Annotated in this window: 14 protein-coding genes and 1 tRNA gene; 10 read left to right on the plus strand and 5 right to left on the minus strand. The window is 71.5% G+C overall.

What is annotated here, in order from left to right:
- Positions 1-26 precede the first annotated feature (26 nt).
- The 4 genes from urtB to urtE are packed head-to-tail and all read left to right on the plus strand — an operon-like array spanning position 27 to position 4,355.
- Positions 27-1,637 carry an urea ABC transporter permease subunit UrtB gene (gene urtB / locus Talka_RS00240; RefSeq protein ID WP_143889429.1) on the plus strand — a complete coding sequence of 537 codons (1,611 nt, stop codon included), beginning with the start codon at positions 27-29 and terminating at the stop codon, positions 1,635-1,637.
- A complete protein-coding gene (urtC, locus tag Talka_RS00245; protein ID WP_143889031.1) occupies positions 1,634-2,776 on the plus strand; it encodes an urea ABC transporter permease subunit UrtC in 1,143 nt (380 codons plus the stop codon). The genes urtB and urtC overlap by 4 nt, the downstream gene beginning before the upstream one ends.
- Positions 2,773-3,645, plus strand: coding sequence for an urea ABC transporter ATP-binding protein UrtD (urtD, locus tag Talka_RS00250; protein WP_143889032.1), 873 nt, complete (start codon positions 2,773-2,775; stop codon positions 3,643-3,645). The genes urtC and urtD overlap by 4 nt, the downstream gene beginning before the upstream one ends.
- A gap of 5 nt (positions 3,646-3,650) precedes the next feature.
- On the plus strand, positions 3,651-4,355 hold the full coding sequence (urtE, locus tag Talka_RS00255; protein ID WP_143889430.1) for an urea ABC transporter ATP-binding subunit UrtE: 705 nt from the start codon (positions 3,651-3,653) through the stop codon (positions 4,353-4,355).
- Positions 4,356-4,359: 4 nt separating this feature from the next.
- Here urtE and Talka_RS00260 read toward each other — a convergent pair whose 3' ends face one another.
- Together Talka_RS00260 and Talka_RS00265 are read right to left on the minus strand one after the other, a co-directional pair.
- The gene (locus Talka_RS00260; protein WP_143889033.1) at positions 4,360-5,190 is read right to left on the minus strand and encodes an urease accessory protein UreD; all 831 of its coding nucleotides are present in this window, start codon (positions 5,188-5,190) and stop codon (positions 4,360-4,362) included.
- 19 nt (positions 5,191-5,209) lie between these two features.
- The gene (locus Talka_RS00265) at positions 5,210-7,504 is read right to left on the minus strand and encodes an NADP-dependent malic enzyme (protein ID WP_143889034.1); all 2,295 of its coding nucleotides are present in this window, start codon (positions 7,502-7,504) and stop codon (positions 5,210-5,212) included.
- 146 nt (positions 7,505-7,650) lie between these two features.
- Between Talka_RS00265 and Talka_RS00270 the strand changes: the two genes are divergently transcribed.
- The 5 genes from Talka_RS00270 (at position 7,651) to Talka_RS00290 (ending at position 10,452) form a co-directional block, all read left to right on the plus strand.
- Positions 7,651-8,040, plus strand: coding sequence for a DUF2946 family protein (locus tag Talka_RS00270; protein ID WP_185970004.1), 390 nt, complete (start codon positions 7,651-7,653; stop codon positions 8,038-8,040).
- A 120-nt stretch (positions 8,041-8,160) separates the two neighbouring features.
- Complete coding sequence (locus Talka_RS00275; RefSeq protein ID WP_246100501.1) at positions 8,161-8,796, plus strand: SCO family protein; 636 nt, start codon at positions 8,161-8,163, stop codon at positions 8,794-8,796.
- Between the two features lie 61 nt (positions 8,797-8,857).
- The gene (locus Talka_RS00280; protein WP_143889036.1) at positions 8,858-9,355 is read left to right on the plus strand and encodes a copper chaperone PCu(A)C; all 498 of its coding nucleotides are present in this window, start codon (positions 8,858-8,860) and stop codon (positions 9,353-9,355) included.
- A gap of 21 nt (positions 9,356-9,376) precedes the next feature.
- Entirely contained in the window at positions 9,377-9,841 is a 465-nt protein-coding gene (locus Talka_RS00285; RefSeq protein WP_143889037.1) for a Spy/CpxP family protein refolding chaperone, read from the plus strand.
- A 17-nt stretch (positions 9,842-9,858) separates the two neighbouring features.
- Positions 9,859-10,452 (plus strand): cyclic nucleotide-binding domain-containing protein, encoded by a 594-nt coding sequence (locus Talka_RS00290; RefSeq protein ID WP_143889038.1) that lies wholly within the window; start codon positions 9,859-9,861, stop codon positions 10,450-10,452.
- A 39-nt stretch (positions 10,453-10,491) separates the two neighbouring features.
- On the opposite strand, the gene Talka_RS00295 is transcribed toward Talka_RS00290, so the two are convergent.
- Positions 10,492-11,613: an ABC transporter ATP-binding protein gene (locus tag Talka_RS00295; protein ID WP_143889039.1), complete on the minus strand. Its 1,122-nt coding sequence runs from the start codon at positions 11,611-11,613 to the stop codon at positions 10,492-10,494.
- Positions 11,614-11,660: 47 nt separating this feature from the next.
- On the opposite strand from Talka_RS00295, the gene Talka_RS00300 reads away from it, so the two are divergent.
- Entirely contained in the window at positions 11,661-13,349 is a 1,689-nt protein-coding gene (locus Talka_RS00300) for an ABC transporter permease (RefSeq protein WP_143889040.1), read from the plus strand.
- A 35-nt stretch (positions 13,350-13,384) separates the two neighbouring features.
- On the opposite strand, the gene Talka_RS00305 is transcribed toward Talka_RS00300, so the two are convergent.
- Together Talka_RS00305 and Talka_RS00310 are read right to left on the minus strand one after the other, a co-directional pair.
- Positions 13,385-13,456: transfer RNA gene (locus Talka_RS00305), tRNA-Arg, on the minus strand.
- 145 nt (positions 13,457-13,601) lie between these two features.
- The gene (locus Talka_RS00310; RefSeq protein WP_143889041.1) at positions 13,602-17,327 is read right to left on the minus strand and encodes a translocation/assembly module TamB domain-containing protein; all 3,726 of its coding nucleotides are present in this window, start codon (positions 17,325-17,327) and stop codon (positions 13,602-13,604) included.
- Positions 17,328-17,332: the final 5 nt, after the last annotated feature.

A 17,332-nucleotide genomic window follows, 5' to 3' on the forward strand; every position in this document is an offset into this window, starting at 1 on the left:
CGCCGGCGGGAGGGCAGGGGATGACGATGCGCGCATGGCGGCATGGGGCGGCGACGCTGCTGGCCGTGCTGGGCCTGCTGCTGCCGCGGCTGGCCCCGGCGCTGACGCCGGAGCAGGCGCTGGCGGTGGCCGAGGGGACGGTGGCCGAGCGCGTGCAGGCCATCACGCAGCTGGCCGCCGCGCCGGATCCGGCGGCAGCGGCGCTGCTGCGTGCGCTGCAGGACGAGCGCGTGCGCGTGCTCGAGGGGCAGGTCTGGATCGAGCAGCCGGACGGCAGCGCGGTGCGCGCCGACAGCGGTGCGCCCGAGCCGCTGCCGCCCGCGGCCGAGGCGCCGCTGCTGAACAACCGGCTGCGCGCGGCGCTGGCGCTGGCGCTGGCGGCGCTGGATTTGCAGGAAGCCGACCCGCAGCGCCAGCGCGCCGCCGCCGCGACGCTGCGCCGCGCCCTGCTGGAGGAGCCGGACGAAGCGTTCGCGCCGCTGCTGCGCGCGGCGCTCGACCCGCAGCGCCAGCCGCCGCTGGACGGACGCGCCGCGGCGCTGCTGGCGCAGGCCCTGGCGGCGGTGGAGCTGGCCGATGCCGATCCGGCGCGCCGGCGCGTCGCCGCCGGGGTGCTGGGCGGCAGCGGCGAGCGGCAGGCGCTGCCGTTGCTGCAGCAGCAGCGCGCGCAAGAAACCGACCCCGCGGTGGCGCAGGCGCTGCGCCAGGCGCAGCAGGCGCTGGAGCGCACGCTGGCGCTGGCCGAAATCGGCGGCACGGTGTTCACGGGGCTCAGCCTCGGCTCCATCCTGCTGCTGGCGGCGCTGGGGCTGGCGATCACCTATGGCCTGATGGGCGTCATCAACATGGCGCACGGCGAGCTGATCATGGTCGGCGCCTACGCCACCTACGTCGTGCAGCAGCTGTTTGCGCGCCTGTGGCCGCAGTGGTTCGACTGGTACGTGCTGGCGGCGCTGCCGGTGGCGTTCCTGACCGCGGCGCTGGTCGGGGCGGCGATCGAGCGCGGCGTCATCCGGCACCTCTACGGCCGGCCGCTGGAGACGTTGCTGGCCACCTGGGGCCTGAGCCTGATCCTGATGCAGGCGGTGCGCAGCCTGTTCGGCGCGCAGAACGTCACGGTGGAAAACCCCGCGTGGCTCAGCGGGGCGCTGACCCTGCCCGGGGGGCTCGTCCTGCCGTGGAACCGGGTGGCGATCCTGGTGTTCGCGGCGCTGGTGCTGGCGGCGGTGGCGTGGGTGCTGGCGCGCACGCGGCTTGGGCTGTTCGTGCGCGGCGTGACGCAGAACCGCCCGATGGCGGCCTGCATGGGCGTGCCGACCGGCCGCGTCGATGCGCTGGCGTTTGCCTTCGGCTCCGGCGTGGCGGGGCTGGCCGGGGTGGCGCTGAGCCAGATCGGCAACGTCGGGCCGGACCTGGGGCAGGCCTACATCATCGACTCCTTCATGGTCGTGGTGGTCGGCGGCGTCGGCCAGCTGGCCGGCACGGTGCTGGCGGCGCTGGGGCTGGGGCTGCTGAACAAGCTGCTGGAGGGCTGGGCCGGCGCGGTGCTGGCCAAGATCGCCGTGCTGGTGCTGATCGTGATCTTCATCCAGAAGCGGCCGCAGGGGCTGTTCGCGCTGAAAGGAAGGCAGGCATGAACACCGCCGCATCGACCGCAGGGCCGCAGCCGGCCAGCGCGCACGGGCCGCGGCTGCTGGCGCCGCAGGCGCGCGCGCTGTGGCTGGCCGTCGCGCTGGTGGCCGGGGTGGCGCCGCTGCTCAACCTCGCGGTGCCGCCCGACAGCGTCTGGCACCTGAGCGACCACTGGATCACGCTGCTCGGCAAGATCATGTGCTACGCCATCTGCGCGCTGGCGCTGGACCTGATCTGGGGCTACACCGGCATCCTCAGCCTCGGGCACGGGCTGTTCTTCGCGCTGGGCGGCTACGTGATGGGCATGTACCTGATGCGCCAGATCGGCACCGACGGCCACTACGGCAGCGAGCTGCCGGACTTCATGGTCTTCCTCGACTGGAAGGAGCTGCCGTGGCACTGGGCGCTGTCGCACAGCTTTGCGGCCACGCTCGTGCTGATCGTGCTGGTGCCGGGGCTGCTGGCGTGGGTGTTCGGCTACTTCGCGTTCCGCTCGCGCATCCAGGGGGTGTATTTCTCGATCATCACGCAGGCGCTGACGCTGGCGGCGATGCTGCTGTTCTACCGCAATGAGACGGGCTTCGGCGGCAACAACGGCTTCACGGACTTCAAGCGCATCCTGGGCTTTCCGATCACGACCTCGGAGACGCGCGTGGCGCTGTTCGTCGTCACGGGGCTGACGCTGATCGGCTGCTACCTGCTGGCGCGCTGGCTGGTGGCCAGCAAGTTCGGCCGCGTGCTGCAGGCGATCCGCGACGCCGAGGGGCGCGTGATGTTCTGCGGCTACGACCCGCTGCCCTACAAACTCACGATCTGGACGCTGTCGGCGGTGATGTGCGCGCTGGCCGGGGCGCTGTATGTGCCGCAGGTCGGCATCATCAACCCGCGCGAGATGAGTCCGGCGGCCAGCATCGAGATCGCGGTGTGGACGGCGGTCGGCGGGCGCGGCACCCTCATCGGCCCGATCGTCGGGGCGTTCGCGGTCAACGGCGCCAAGAGCTGGCTGACGGTGGTGGCGCCGGAGGTCTGGCTGTACGCGCTGGGCGCGCTGTTCGTGGCGGTGACGCTGTGGATGCCGCAGGGGCTGGTCGGCCTGTGGCGGCGCTGGGTGCGCCGCGCGCCGCGCGGGGAGGGGGGCGCATGACCCCGGATCTGCTGCAAAGCGGCGCCGAGCGCTGGCAGCGTGCGCAGCGCCGCGCCGAGTCCGAAGGCGCCAGCGGCGGGCGTGCCGCGGCCTTCGCCCACCCGGTCGCGCCCGGCGCCATCGACACCAGCCACGGCCGCATCCTCTACCTGGACGACGTGCAGGTCAGCTTCGACGGCTACAAGGCGCTCAAGGGCCTCAGCCTCGACATCGCGCCCGGCGAGCTGCGCGCCATCATCGGCCCCAACGGCGCCGGCAAGACGACGATGCTGGACGTCATCACCGGCCGCACGCGCCCGGACCGCGGCAGCGTCTTCCTCGGCAGCACGATCGACCTGCTGCGCTACCGCGAGCCGCAGATCGCCGCGCTGGGCGTGGGGCGCAAGTTTCAGAAGCCCACGGTGTTCGAGCCGCTGACGGTGTGGGAAAACCTGGAACTGGCGCTGGCGGGCGACAAGCGCGTGCGCGCCAGCCTCACCTTCCGCCTCGGCGCCGCGCAGCGCCAGCGCCTGCAGGAGCTGCTGGCGCTGATCCACCTGGAGGACGCCGCCGGACGAGCCGCCGGCACGCTCAGCCACGGGCAGAAGCAGTGGCTGGAGATCGGCATGCTGCTGGCGCAGGAGCCCAAGGTGCTGCTGCTGGACGAGCCGGTGGCCGGCATGACCGACGACGAGACCGAGCGCACCGCGCAGCTCCTCCTCAAGCTCAAGGGGCGCCACACGCTGGTGGTGGTGGAGCACGACATGGGCTTCGTGCGCGCGATCGCCGACAAGGTCACCGTGCTGTGCGACGGCGCGGTGCTCACCGAAGGTTCGTTCGAGCAGGTGGCGCGCGACGAGCGCGTCATCGAGGTCTATCTGGGGCGTTGACGGTCATGCTGGTGATCGAGGACGTGCATCAGTACTACGGCGGCTCGCACACGCTGCGCGGCGTCAGCCTGCAGGCGCGCGCGGGCGAAATCACCGTGGTGCTGGGCCGCAACGGCGTGGGCAAGACCACGCTGCTGAAGAGCCTGATGGGCCTGGTGCCGATCCGCCAGGGCCGCATCGCCTTCGACGGCGCGGAGCTGGCGGGCCAACCGGTGCACGAGCGCGCGCGCCGCGGCATCGGCTACGTGCCGCAGGGGCGCGAGATCTTCCCGCGCCTGACGGTGCGCGAAAACCTGCTGATGGGGCTGGCCAGCCGCCCCGCCGGCACCGCGCTGCCGGCGCAGCTGTTCGAGCTGTTTCCGGTGCTGGCCGAGATGCAGGGCCGCCGCGGCGGGGACCTTTCCGGCGGGCAGCAGCAGCAGCTGGCGATCGCGCGGGCGCTGGCGGCGCGCCCGCGCCTGCTGGTGCTGGACGAGCCGACCGAAGGCATCCAGCCCAACATCATCCAGGCCATCGGCCGCGTGCTGCGCCAGCTGGCGCGCCAGGGGCTGGACGGCGAGCCGATGGCGATCCTGCTGGTCGAGCAGTACTACGACTTCGCACGCGAGCTGGCCGACCGCTACGTGGTGCTGGAGCGCGGCGCGGTGGTGGCCAGCGGCAGCGGCGACGAGATGGACGCCCACGGCGTGCGTGCGATGGTGGCGCTGTAGCGGATCAAACCCGCCACAGCCGCAGCGGCGGGGCCTCCAGGCCCCACGCCTGCCGGCGCAGCACGGCGCGCAGGCGTTGCCACAGCGCCATCAGCGGCTCCACCACCTCCGCCAGCCCGCGCACCACCAGCACCCGTTCGTGCGGGCAGGTGGCGCCGGCGGCCACCGGCTCGAGGCTTGCGGGCAGCTGCGCGCGCACGGCCTGTAGCAGCCGCTCGCGCTCGGCCTCGGTCCACGGCGTGCCGCGGGCCAGCACCAGCGTGCCCAGGGCGCGCCGCCCCGCCAGGCCGGGGCCGCCGTCCAGCAGCCAGCGATCGGCGGCCTCCAGCCGCCCTTCGTCGAGCCAGACGTCGTCCACCGCCATGCGCTGGTGCAGCACGCCGGCGGCGAACGGCGCGCCGGCCTGCGGCAGGCCGAGCGCGCACACCTCCCACGCCAGCAGCTGCGCGCCCGGGGCGAGCTCGGCGTCGAAGGCGTTGCGCGCCAGGCAGCCGGGGTAGGCGATCGTCTCCGCCGGCAGCCACTCCAGCCGCGCGCCGTCGGACAGCCGCGCGCGCACCTTCTGCGCCGCCGGCGCGCCGTCGCTGCGGTAGAAGCGCGTCGCCCCGGGCGTGGTCACCAGCACGTGCGCGCCGGGGCCGACCTGCACGTCGATGGCCAGCTCGTCGCCGCCGACGAGGCCGCCCGGTGGGTGCACCAGCACCGCGTGCACCACCGCCGGGCCTTCCGGGTGCAGCGTCTGCAGCACGCGCAGCGGCCCCTCGTGCGCGAACGCCAGCCGGCTGCGCCCGCTGACGGCGCTGCCGTGCAGCTTCAGCCGTGCCTGCCAGCCCATCGGCGCGGCCAGCCGCGGTTCAGCGCTGCACCGCGGCGGCGGCCACCGCGGTCATGTTCAGCACGCGGCGCACGGTGGCCGCCGGCGTCAGGATGTAGGCCGGTGCGCGCACGCCCATCAGGATCGGGCCGACCGTCACGCCGCCGCTGGTGGTGGTCTTCATGACGTTGTAGAGGATGTTGGCCGCATCCAGGTTCGGGCAGACCAGCAGGTTGGCGCTGCCCGACAGCGTCGAATCGGACAGGAAGCGCGCGCGGATCTCGGGCTCCAGCGCCGCATCGCCATGCAGCTCGCCGTCGCACTCGATCTCCGGGTGCGCGGCGACGAACAGGTCGCGCGCGGTGCGCATCTTGCGCGCGCTGGCGCGCTTGGACTGCCCGAAGGTGGAGTGCGACAGAAACGCCACCTTCGGCACGATGCCGAAGCGCTGCACCTGCTGCGCCGCCATCCAGGCGATCTCGGCCAGCTGCTCGGCGCTGGGGTCCTCGTGCACGTAGGTGTCGGTGATGAAGATCGGGCCGCGGTCGGTGTTGACGGCGTTGAGCGCGGCGTAAAGCGTGGCCCCGGGCGCGCGGCCCAGCACGGCGTCGATGCGCTCCAGGTGCGTGGTGTAGGTGCCGACCAGCCCGCAGATCAGCGCGTCGGCATCGCCCAGGTGCACCATCAGCGAGCCGATGATGGTGTTGGAGCGGCGCACGGCGGCCTTGGCGACCTCGGGCGTGGCGCCGTCGCGCTTCATCAACTGGTGGTAGGCCTCCCAGTACTGGCGGAAGCGCGGGTCGTCCTCGGGGTTGACGTTCTCGACGTCCAGCCCAAGCCGCAGGTGCAGGCCGGCGCGGCGGATGCGCGCCTCGATGACGGCCGGCCGGCCGATCAGGATCGGCCGCGCGATGCCTTCCTCCAGCGCCAGCTGCGCCGCGCGCAGCACGCGCTCGTCCTCGCCGTCGGCGTAGGCCACGCGCGCCAGCGGCTGCTGCCGCTTGGCCACGGCGAAGATCGGCCGCATCAGGATGCCGGTCTGATAGACGAAGCGCTGCAGACTTTCGCGGTAGGCGTCCAGATCCTCGATCGGGCGCGTGGCCACGCCCGACTCCGCCGCCGCCTGCGCCACCGCCGGCGCGATGCGCAGGATCAGCCGCGCGTCGAACGGCTTGGGGATCAGGTAGTCGGGGCCGAACTGCAGCTCCTGCCCGGCGTAGGCGGCGGCGACTTCATCGCTGATCTCGGCCTTGGCCAGCTGCGCGATCTCGCGCACGCAGGCCAGCTTCATGGTCTCGGTGATGCGGGTGGCGCCACAATCGAGCGCGCCGCGGAAGATGTAGGGAAAGCACAGGACGTTGTTGACCTGGTTGGGGTAGTCGCTGCGCCCGGTGGCGATGATGCAGTCGGGCCGCGCGGCCTTGGCAACCTCCGGGCGGATCTCCGGCTCCGGGTTGGCCAGCGCCAGGATGATCGGGCGTTCGGCCATTGTCTTGACCATCTCGGCGCTCAGCACCCCGGCGGTGGAACAGCCCAGGAACACGTCGGCGCCGCGCACCGCGTCCGCCAGCGTGCGCGCGTCGGTGGCGCGGCAGTAGCGCTGCTTGGATTCGTCCAGCCGCCCGGCCAGGGCGTCCTCGCGCTGCGTGTGGATGACGCCCTTGGAGTCGCAGACGGTGATCAGCTCGGGCCGCGCGCCCAGCGCCACGAACAGGTCCAGCACCGCGATGGCGGCGGCGCCGGCGCCGCTCACCGCAATGCGCACCTCGCCGATCTGCTTGCCGACCAGCTCCAGCGCGTTGATCAGCGCCGCCGAGGCGATGATGGCGGTGCCGTGCTGGTCGTCGTGAAACACCGGGATGTTCAGCCGCTCGCGCAGCTTGCGCTCGATGTAGAAACAGTCCGGCGCCTTGATGTCCTCCAGGTTGATGCCGCCCAGCGTCGGCTCCAGCGCGGCGATGATCTCGACGAGTTTGTCCGGATCCTTCTCGTTGAGCTCGATGTCGAAGACGTCGATGCCGGCGAACTTCTTGAACAGGCAGCCCTTGCCCTCCATCACCGGCTTGCCGGCCAGCGGGCCGATGTCGCCCAGGCCCAGCACGGCGGTGCCGTTGGTGATGACCCCGACCAGGTTGCCGCGGCTGGTGTACTCGGCGGCCTTGCGCGGGTCGGCGGCGATTTCCAGGCACGGATAGGCCACGCCGGGGGAGTAGGCCAGGCTCAGGTCGCGCTGGTTGGACAGCGCCTTGGTCGGCGTGACGGACACCTTGCCGCGCGTGGGGCTGCGGTGGTATTCGAGCGCGGCGTCGCGCAGGGCTTGTTCGGCGGGGGTCATGGCATGGAGCGCAGCGTGGGTGGACGGTGAACGACGCAGACCCCAAAGGGGTCAGGGGCCTACCGCCAACAAAAGCGAAAGAGGCCACCATGAGCACCGAGTGTAGCGAGCCCACGTCGCCGGCGGTCATGACTACAATGCACATTGTGAACATCAACGTGGGTCATCGCCGTGGGCTGTTGGGCCTGGTCGCGCTGGCGCTGCTGTGGGCCGCGCTGGCGCCGGCATTGGCCCAGGCGTGGGTGGGCTCGCCGCGCGCCGACGAGCGGGTGCAAATCTGCACCAGCACCGGCATGGCGTGGGTGTCGTTGGACGCCGGCCTAGCCGCGCCTGATGACGGGGCTGCAGCGACGATGACGTCGTGCGACTGGTGCCTGCTGCATGCAGGGCCAGGATTGCCGCCGCCTCCGGAAGGATGGCCTGCGCCGTCCCGCGAATCCGGCATGGCTTGGCCGGCGTGGGCGACCGCTTCGCCGGCGTCCAGGTTGGCGTTGTGGTGGCACCCTCAGCCGCACGCGCCCCCTCGCTTTCTTTGACGCGGCGCCACCGCTGGGGTTGCAGCCCCAGGGCAGCGCGCATGCAGCCGCGCTCGGCCCACGCTGAGGGGTTCAGCGCGGCGCCGTTGGCTTGCCTGGTGTCAAGGAGGCTGTGGGTTGATGAATGGTGTTTCCCTTTCGAATGGGGCTCGCCGCGGCTGGCTGCGCGGCGTCTCCGTCGCGCTGATGATGGCGATCGCCCCGTGGCTGGCTGGCTGCGAGCGTGGCGGCCCGAAGGATGCCCTGCGCGGCATCGACGTGACCGGCGCGCCTTACGGCAAGACGCTGGAGCTGACCGACCAGCACGGGCAGCGTCGCACGCTGCAAGACTTTCGCGGCAAAGTCGTGATGCTGTATTTCGGCTTTGTGCAGTGCCCTGACGTCTGCCCGACGGCCCTGGCGCGCACCGTGGAGGTCATGCAGCGCTTGGGGCCAGACGCCCAGCGCGTGCAGCTGCTGTTCGTCACGGTTGACCCCGAGCGCGACACGCCTGAGCTGCTGCGCGAATACCTGGCCGCCTTTCACCCTTCGTTCCTGGGCTTGACCGGCACGCCGCAGGAGATCGCGGCCGCCGCGCGTGAATTCAAGGTCTATTACGCCAAGGTGCCCACCGGCAGCGGCTACACCATGGACCACTCGGCGCAGACGTATTTGATCGATCCGCAAGGTCGCTTGCGCATCGTGCTCAAGCACGAACAAACCGCCGACGACTACGCGCACGACATCGCATGGCTGCTGCGCGAAAGCGCCGGATGACGCTGCGTCCGTGACGCCGGGCGCGTCAATCGTCCTCTTAACTTCCTCTTTTTTCAGGAGAATGACCATGACCCGCACACTGCTTCAATCCGCTGCCGTGGCGCTGCTGGCGCTGACCGCCGCCGCCTGGGCGCAAACCGTCAAAGTGGAAGATCCCTGGGTGCGCGGCACGGTGGCGCAGCAAAAAGCCACCGGCGCCTTCATGCGCCTGACCGCGCCGGAAAACATGCGCCTGGTGGCCGGCGAGTCGCCGGTGGCCGGCGTCGTCGAGATCCACGAGATGGCGATGGACGGCGACGTGATGCGCATGCGCGCCATCCCGGGGCTGGCGCTGCCGGCCGGCCGGCCGGTGGAGCTCAAGCCCGGCGGCTACCACGTGATGCTGATGGATCTGAAGCGCCCGCTGGCCGGCGGCGAAACGGTGCCGCTGACGCTGGTGTTTGAAAACGCCGCCGGCCAACGCGTGCGCCAAGAGGTGCAAGCCAAGGTGATGGCGCTGGGCGCGCCCGCTGGCGGCATGGGCGGCGGGCAGGCCGGCCATGGCGGTCACCGTCACTGACGTGGGGGAAGGAGGGTTGCGATGAACGTTATCAAGACCGTGCGCGCGGGTCGTCACGCCAGCCGCGCCTTGATCGCAGCGCTGCTGCTGGCGGCTGGCGCAATGGCCAGCGCCCCTGCGCTGGCGCGCAGCAGCGTGGTCGATGAGTCCACGCCGATCGTGGAGCTGATGCCGCTGCTCCTCAAGCACGAGGCGCAGCTGGGCCTCACCGACGCGCAGCGCCAGGCGCTGGAGCAGTTTCGCAAAGACGCGATGCCGCGCCGCGTCGCGCTGACCCAGCGCATTCGCGAGCTGCGCGGGCAGCTGCGGATGGCGATTTTGGAGGCGGCGCCGCCCGCGCGCCGTGACGAGCTGCGCCAGCAGCTCGTGCAGGCCGAGCAAGAGCACCTGCAGGCGCGCGAGCGCTGTGCCGATTTTGTGCGCTCGACGCTGACGCCAGAGCAGTTCGCGCGCGTGCGGCAGTGGTATTTGGACAGCTTGCCTTGAAGCCGATCGCAGCGACCATGTCAACCAGCGACCTTCAATCGCGGCCTCTTGCCCCGCCTTCGGTGGTGGCGCTGGCGCCGCAACAGATCGTTTTTGATGTGGGAGGGCGCGACGGTCCCTGGCGGGTGGTGCGCGGTCTGCTGCGGCTTGACCGTGTTGGACGGGATGGCCCTCTGTTGGTGATGCTGGCCGAGCCGGGCGACTGGCTGGGCATTGACGCGTTGGCCGGGCAGCCGCACGGCTGGCGCGCCACGGCCATCACCCCTGTCGTGTTGCAGGGGCCCTGGCTGGCTGCCGACGAGACGCAGCGCGCCGCCTGGTTGATCGAAGCGCTGTTGCAACAGCCGGAGCGTGCCCATGCGATGGCGCTGCTGCGCACCGGATCGGTGCGCCAGCGCTTGGCTACGCTGCTGAAATGTCTGGAGCGCCCCGACGTGCTGGGCGACGGGCGTGGGCTGGCCGGGCTGCGCGGGCGTCTGCCGCCGCTGCGGGTGCTGGCGGAATTGGTCGATGCCAAACACGAAACCGTTTGCCGCGCGTTGGGCGAGCTGTTGCCGCGCCCGCGCAGCGCTGCCGCCGCGCCCTGGTCGGCCTCGCTGCCGGCGGGGTGACCCGCCAACGACGCTGCCTTCGCTCGATGGGACTGCAGCCTAGCGGGCCGACGTCGGCGGTTGCGGGCTGTTAAGGGCGGGCGGGCTGGCGGCGCTGGCGCCGCGGGCAAAGGTCACCACATGATCGACCGCGGCGCGCAGCCCGATCCACTCGCCGATGGCGTGGTCGTGGTGCGACGGCACTTGCACCTGCAGCAGTTGCCCGTCGGCCAGCCGCACGGTGTAGAGAAACGCCGCGCCGCGAAACGCCTTGCGCACGATTTCGCCGCGAAACGGGGAGGCGTCGTCGTGCACGATGTCGTCGGCGCGCAGCAGCACCTCGCAAAGGCCGTCCGGGAAGGCGCTGGGCAGCGGGCATTCGGCAATATCCTCCAATTCGCCCAGCGGCGTTTGCACCACCACGCGCTCGCCGCGCGCCACGATGCGCGCCGGCGCAAACACGCCATGCCCAATGAACTCGGCCACAAAGCGCGTGGCAGGGCGATGGTAGAGCGTGTAGGCGTCGTCCCACTGATGCAGCCGGCCTTCGTGCATGACTCCGATCAGGTCACCCAACGCGAACGCCTCCATCTGGTCGTGGGTGACGAACAGGGCGGTGATGCCGGCGGCTTTCAGGATGGTGCGCAGCTCTTGCGCCAGCCGCTCGCGCAGATCGACGTCCAGGCTGGAAAAGGGCTCGTCCAGCAGCAGCAGGCGGGGCCGTGGCGCCAAGGCCCGCGCCAGCGCCACCCGCTGCTGTTGACCGCCGGAGAGTTCGTGCGGGTAGCGCCGCTCGTAGCCCTGCAGCCCCACCAACGCCAACACTTCCGCCACGCGCTGCTGCCGCTGCAGACGCGTCCAGCGGTGCAGACCGTAGCCGACATTGTCCGCCACCGAGAGGTGCGGAAACAGCGCGTAGTCCTGAAACACCATGCCGATGCGGCGCGCCTCCGGGGGCCAATGCACGCCGCGGGCGGCCACGGTCTGACCCTCCAGCGTGAGCTGGCCTTCGTCCAAGCGCTCCAGCCCCGCCAGCGCACGCAGCAGCGTGGTTTTGCCGCAGCCCGACGGGCCGAGCAGCACCCCAAGGGCTCCGGCTGGCAGAGCCAGCGACACGTCATCCAGGGCCGCGCGGGGGCTGCCCGGGTAACGCAGTCGCGCGTGCTCCAGTTTGAGAAACATGATTCGACATTGTAGATAATGTGCATTCTCATTCACTGCAAGCAGGCATGGTTGCTCGTTCAGCGCTGTCATGGTGGCGTGCGGCCCGGCAGGCCCCGGCGTACGCCGCCGTCGGTCGCAGCTGGTTCGTCCCAGCGGCGTTGGCCTTGCTGGCGGCGGTGCTGGCCTTGCCGGTGTTGGCGTTGCTGGTGGCGGCGTTGAGCTGGAACGACGCTTCCTGGAGCGTGCTGCGTTCAATGGCCGCCACCACGTTGCCGGGCTATGCCGGCGCCACGCTGGCGCTGTGCGTGATGGTGGGTTTGGGGGTGGCGCTGGTGGGCAGCGTCACGGCGCTGACGGTGACGGTGTTTGACTTTCCGGGCCGCCGCAGCGCGCAGTGGCTGCTGCTGCTGCCGCTGGCCATGCCGGCGTATGTGACGGCCTACGCCTACACCGATTTTTTGCAATTCTCGGGGCCTGCGCAAACCTGGCTGCGCGAGACCTTCGGGTTACAGGGGCGGGTGTTGCCGGAGGTGCGCTCGCTGTGGGGGGCGGCCTGGGTGTTCACCTTCACGCTCTACCCCTACGTTTATTTGTTGGCGCGCACGGCCTTGGCCGATCGGGCCGCAGCGCTGCTGGAGGCCGCGCGGCTGTTGGGCGCGCCGCTGAGACGGCGGCTGCTGACGGTGGCGCTGCCGCTGGCGCGCCCGGCCATTGTCGCCGGGGTGGCCTTGGCGCTGATGGAAACGCTGGCCGATTTTGGGGTGGTGAGCTACTTTGGCGTGCAAACGTTGACGGCTGGGGTGTTCAAAGCCTGGCTGGTGATGGATGACCAAGTGGCCGCCGCCCAGTTGGCTTGGCTGTTGCTGATGATGGTGGCGCTGCTGCTGGCGCTGGAGCGCGTCTCGCGGCGCCGGCTGCGCTACAGCTCCAATCGGGTTGATCGCGCTGCGGCTGCGGAAGCGCGCCCCGTGCGGCTGCGTGGCGCGGCGGCGCTGGCGGCCTGGCTGGTGTGCGGGTTGCCGGTGGGGCTGGGTTTTGGCCTGCCGGTGCTGTTCATGCTGCGACCGCTGATTGAAGGCTGGGACGTTCTGCCTTGGCAGTCGTTTGGCGGCTGGGCGCGCAACAGCCTGACGCTGGCGGCCATGGCCGCCGCGCTGACCACGCTGGGGGCGCTGGCGCTGGCATACGCCCAGCGGCAGCGGCCAACCCCGGTGGTGCGGCTGGCGGTGCGCACGGTGGGGCTCGGGTACGCGGTTCCGGGGGCGGTGTTGGTGGTGGGGCTGCTGCTGCCGGTGGGTTGGCTGCAAGCCGCGGCGCCGCAGGCGCCTTGGGCCTCGTGGGTGACGGCCACGGTGTTGGGGGTGCTGTGGGCTTATTGGGTGCGCTACACGGCGGTGGCGCTGCAATCCCTCGAAAGCGGCTACAGCCGCGTGCCCAGCAGCTTGGACGATGCGGCGCGTTTGCTGGGCCGGCGCGGCTGGCGTTTGTGGGCCAGCGTGCATCTGCCCTTGCTGCACCGTTCGGTGTGGGCAGCGGCGTTGCTGGTGTTTGTGGATGTCATGAAGGAACTGCCGGCCACCCTGGTGCTGCGGCCCTTCGGCTGGGATACGCTGGCGGTGGTGGCGCATCAAATGGCGCGCGATGAACGCTTGGGCGAAGCGGCCCTGCCGGCGCTGACGCTGGTGCTGGCGGGCTTGGTGCCGGTGCTGCTGCTGAGCCGCGCGCTGCGCCGCGGCGAGACGACGGCTTGTTGACCGTGCGCTGGCGGCGCCCGTGGCTTGCCTGGGGGCCCCCCCGCCAGGAATCGAACCTGGATTTGCCGCTTAGGAGGCGGCCGTTCTATCCATTGAACTACGGCGGGCTGTGAAAGGTGCAGCCGATTGGGGCTTGCCTTCAAACGAACTTTTTAGTGTAACCGACCTGCAGGCGAATGAGGCTACAGAGTCCAAGCCCAAGCAGGGCCGGCTAGCGCGGACGGCAGCGTCGGATGGCGTTGCAGGGGCGCTTCAATCGAAACGCCGCCGGTAGAGCAGCTCCAGCGCGTTGTCGTCACCAGCGCGTCCGCGCAGCGTCAAATAGCGCGACAGGTCGTAGAGCACCGACACCGTGCCCGTCAGGCCAAGCAGGCTGCGTTCGTAACCCAGGTAAAGCTGCTCCGAGAGCCGCTTGCCCAAGCTGACGCTGGCGGCGCGCACGTTGCCGTCGGCGTCGCGGCTGCCGGGCTCCAGCGTCAGCTCGTCCAGCCCCAGCGCCTGGGGCAGACCCGCCATCGTCGAGCCCCCGCGGCGGTCCCATAGCGCCTGCGCGGCGCGCTGCAGCAGCGCGGCTTGCGCGCCGGGCCCGCTCAGCGGTCGGCCCAGCGCCAGCCACGCCAGGATGTCGGTGTCCGGCAGGCTGGGGTCGGCGTAGAGCCGCACCACCGGCGCTTGGGCGCGACCTTCGATGTGCACGCCGACCGTTTGCTCGCTGAAGCGCCGCACGGCTCGCACGTCCAGTTGCGGGTCGTCCAGCGCCCCGTTGAAGCGCAGCAGACCGCGCTCGATGTCCAGCGTTTGCCCCCAAGCTTGGTAGCGACCGCGCACAGTGCGCACCTCGCCGTCGAGGCGCGCAGGTTGCTCGCCGCGTTGCCGCCAGCGCAGGTTGCCAGTCAGGCCGGTTTGCAGTCCGCGCCCCTGGAGTTCGGTGTCGGTGCCGAGGTCCAGGGCCAGCTCAACGCGGCCATCCCAGCCCGCCGGCCAGGGACTGCGCCGCGCGGGCTGCGGTTGCCCGCGCACCACCACGTCGTCGCTCAAGCGCGGCTTGTCTGCCGGGGGCAACAGCCAGCGCGCCTGGTCGAGTTGCAGCTGCCCTTGCACATCGACGAGCCGTGCGCGGGTGCGAATCTGCAGGTCGCCCGACAGCCGCACGCGGCGATCGGCGCGCGCCAGCGCCAGCCAGCGTCGGGCTTGCAGGGTGATGTCGGCCTGCGCCAAGGACCAGCCGTCGGTCCAGCTCAGCTGCCCGCGACCTTGCAGACCTCCGTCGGGCTCCCCGGCGGGGTTTGGCCAGTGCAGTTGCACCAGCTGGAGCCTGTGCTCATCCAAGCGCGCCTGCAAAACGCCGCCGCGCCAGTCGATGCCCTCCGTGCGCACCGCCAGCTCAAGGTCGTGGCCGAGCAGCTCGCCGCGCAGGGCCGGGCGGGCCCAGGCGCCGCCCACGGTGCCTTGTCCCTGTAGTTGCCCTCCCACCCGCCAGCCGGGCGGCAGCCACGGGGTGAGCAGTTGCAACGGCGGGGCTTTCAGGTTCCAACGCCCCTGCCAGCGTGTCTCGGGCGCCAGCGGCCACCACGCGGCGGCGGGCTCAGGGTTGGGGGTTGAGGGTTCGGCCTGCAAATCCAGCTCCAACTGGCCGGCGCGCTCGCTGTCCCACGCCAGCGCCGCTCGCCAGCGCTGGGGGCTGGCGTCCAGCTGCAGGCGGGCGCGACGCACGCCCGCCTGCCATTGCGGGCCTTGCGGGCCGTCGGGCTGCAGCTTGAGATCCCCGGCAGTGCGCTCCAGCACGCCTTGCAGCTGCGCAGAGCTCAGCGCCGCCTGCTCTTGCAGTTGGATTTGCCATCGCGCGCCCAGCGCAAGGTCGGCGCTGGGTTGCAGCGGCGCTTCGCGCGGCCACGGCCGCCCCCACCAAGCCAGCCAGGCCGGCAACGCAGCCACCTCAACTTGGCCCGAGCCGCGCCAAGTGCCGTTGTTCTGGCGTTCGATCGCGTCCCAGCGCAGCAGGGCCTGCGCCGCGCTGACGTCACGCGCACGCGCGCGCAGCGTCCCTGAGTCCAAGCGCACCAAGGGTAGCGCGGGGCTGAGGCCGCGGAGTTGGACGGGCTCGAGCCGAAGCTCCAACGAGCGTGCGCCCCATTGCAGCTCCGTCTGTCCCTGCAATTGGGCCTGCGCGCCCGCCCCTTGCAGGAGGAGCTGGCCCCGCTGAACCTGCCATGCCGCCGGGGCGTCGCGGGCGGGCGGGCGCAGCCCCGCGACCGCCAGCTCTAGCTGCCAAGGGCCGGGTTCGGGCTGCAGCAGGGGCCAGCCGCGCCAGCCCTGCATGCGCAGACGCAGGCGGCCTTGCCAGCCGGTCAGCTGCCGCTGAAGGCGGTCGAGGCTTGCCCCTCCAGCGTGGGGTGACAGTCCTGCCAGACCACGTTGCAACGTGGCTGGCAACCGCGCCAGATCCTCGATCTCGACGCTGAGCGCTCCCGATGCCTGGCTCGGCAGGGTTTGCCGCGTCCAGATCAGCGAGCCGGCCCAAAGGGCTTGCAGGCCATCGACGCGAAGCTGCGCGTCGTCCAGCTGCAGCCGCTCGTTCGGCTGCCATTGCCCGCGGGCCAGCCAGCTCAGCCAGCCATCTTGCCCCTGCACCCGCCAGCGCTGCGGCCCGTTGGGTGTGGAGGCGGGTTCCAACTGCGCCTCGGCCTGCAGCCGCCGCGGCGGGGCGGCGCTCCACAGCGCCGGCAGGGGCAGATCGTGCAGGCGCAGCGCCAACTGCAGGGGATGCGCCGGCAGCGCTCCCCAAGGGGTGGCCACAGAGGTCAGTCGCATGCGGCTGCGCAAGTGCAAGAAACCGGAGCCCACGTGCAGTTGCAGCTCAGGCAGCTCCAGATCCTGGCCGTGCCGATGCGCTTGCACGCGCAGCCGCTCCAACGGCAGCCCGCCACGATCCCACGGCGCGGGCTGCAGGTTGCGCAGCTCGGCTTGCAAGGTCCAACGCTTGGCATCGGTTGGCTGCCCGCGCAGCCAGCCGTGCAGGGCGGAGCGGGGCGCCCGTGGCCACAGCAGCGCCAGATTGAGGGCGTGCAGATCGGCTTCGATCCGCCTCAGCGGCTGCGCCGCCCAGGGGGCCAGCTCAGCCCTTAACACCGCACCGGCGCGGCTGTCTGGTTGCTGCGCCTGCGCCTGCAGCGTTAGCCGAGCCTCAGGGCCGGCCAACGTGCCCTCGGCCTGGGCTTCGATGCGCAGCCGTTGCGGCGGCAGGGAAGTGCGAGTGGCCTGCGCCTGCGCCGCCAGCTGCAGCCGCACCGTTTGCGCGCCGGTGGCTTGCCACTGCAGTTGGCCGTCCACGGCGGCCTCCCAGCGGCCCCAGGGCGCCTGGCTCAGCAGCCTGGCGTGGAAGACTCGCAGGATATGCTGCGGCCCTAGGGCGGGCTCGACGTGGTAACGGTAATCCGCTTGCACCCCTTGCAGATGGCCGTCCGCGCCCCACAGCAGCTCGTCCACATGAAGGGATACCGTTGCCGTTTGCAGCCATGGCAGGCGCAGGTCGGGTGGCGGAGGGGAGAGCGGCGCGGGGGGGCGGCGGTCGTCGACTCGCACGCGTTGCGCGGCCAGCTCCGCCAGAGCCAGGCGGCGCTCGCGGCCAAGCCGGGCCCAGTGGTCATCGGCCCAGTGCCAGCGCAAACCTTCGACCGTCACGGTCAGGCGGTCCTGTTGCCATTGCAGCCAGGCGATGCGCCCGCCGCGCAGCAGCGCGCCTTCGGCCTGGCGCCATTGCAGCTGCATGCCTGCCGGCAGCATGCGGGCAGTCCAGGCCAGCAGTTGCGCCACCGATCCCTCCCGGCTGGCCCACAGCAGCAGCGCCGCGGTGGCCGCCAACGCCAGCGCCGCCGCCGTGCCCAGCGCCAGACCCAAGGCCGCGCCGAGGTGTCGCCACGGGCGCGCCTGCGCCGCAACGGCTGGGGTGGGTTCGCGGGGTGCGGGAGCTGCGCGCATGGCCG

This window comes from Tepidimonas alkaliphilus, from assembly GCF_007556595.1.
GTDB lineage: Bacteria > Pseudomonadota > Gammaproteobacteria > Burkholderiales > Burkholderiaceae_C > Tepidimonas > Tepidimonas alkaliphila.

What these genes read in the sequence shown, in the direction of transcription:
- urtB (WP_143889429.1), top strand. Translation starts at nt 27, where the DNA reads ATGCGCGCATGGCGGCATGGGGCGGCGACGCTGCTGGCCGTGCTGGGC.
- urtC (WP_143889031.1), top strand. Translation starts at nt 1,634, where the DNA reads ATGAACACCGCCGCATCGACCGCAGGGCCGCAGCCGGCCAGCGCGCAC.
- urtD (WP_143889032.1), top strand. Translation starts at nt 2,773, where the DNA reads ATGACCCCGGATCTGCTGCAAAGCGGCGCCGAGCGCTGGCAGCGTGCG.
- urtE (WP_143889430.1), top strand. Translation starts at nt 3,651, where the DNA reads ATGCTGGTGATCGAGGACGTGCATCAGTACTACGGCGGCTCGCACACG.
- Talka_RS00260 (WP_143889033.1), bottom strand. Translation starts at nt 5,190, where the DNA reads ATGGGCTGGCAGGCACGGCTGAAGCTGCACGGCAGCGCCGTCAGCGGG.
- Talka_RS00265 (WP_143889034.1), bottom strand. Translation starts at nt 7,504, where the DNA reads ATGACCCCCGCCGAACAAGCCCTGCGCGACGCCGCGCTCGAATACCAC.
- Talka_RS00275 (WP_246100501.1), top strand. Translation starts at nt 8,161, where the DNA reads ATGAATGGTGTTTCCCTTTCGAATGGGGCTCGCCGCGGCTGGCTGCGC.
- Talka_RS00280 (WP_143889036.1), top strand. Translation starts at nt 8,858, where the DNA reads ATGACCATGACCCGCACACTGCTTCAATCCGCTGCCGTGGCGCTGCTG.
- Talka_RS00285 (WP_143889037.1), top strand. Translation starts at nt 9,377, where the DNA reads ATGAACGTTATCAAGACCGTGCGCGCGGGTCGTCACGCCAGCCGCGCC.
- Talka_RS00290 (WP_143889038.1), top strand. Translation starts at nt 9,859, where the DNA reads ATGTCAACCAGCGACCTTCAATCGCGGCCTCTTGCCCCGCCTTCGGTG.
- Talka_RS00295 (WP_143889039.1), bottom strand. Translation starts at nt 11,613, where the DNA reads ATGTTTCTCAAACTGGAGCACGCGCGACTGCGTTACCCGGGCAGCCCC.
- Talka_RS00300 (WP_143889040.1), top strand. Translation starts at nt 11,661, where the DNA reads ATGGTTGCTCGTTCAGCGCTGTCATGGTGGCGTGCGGCCCGGCAGGCC.
- Talka_RS00310 (WP_143889041.1), bottom strand. Translation starts at nt 17,327, where the DNA reads ATGCGCGCAGCTCCCGCACCCCGCGAACCCACCCCAGCCGTTGCGGCG.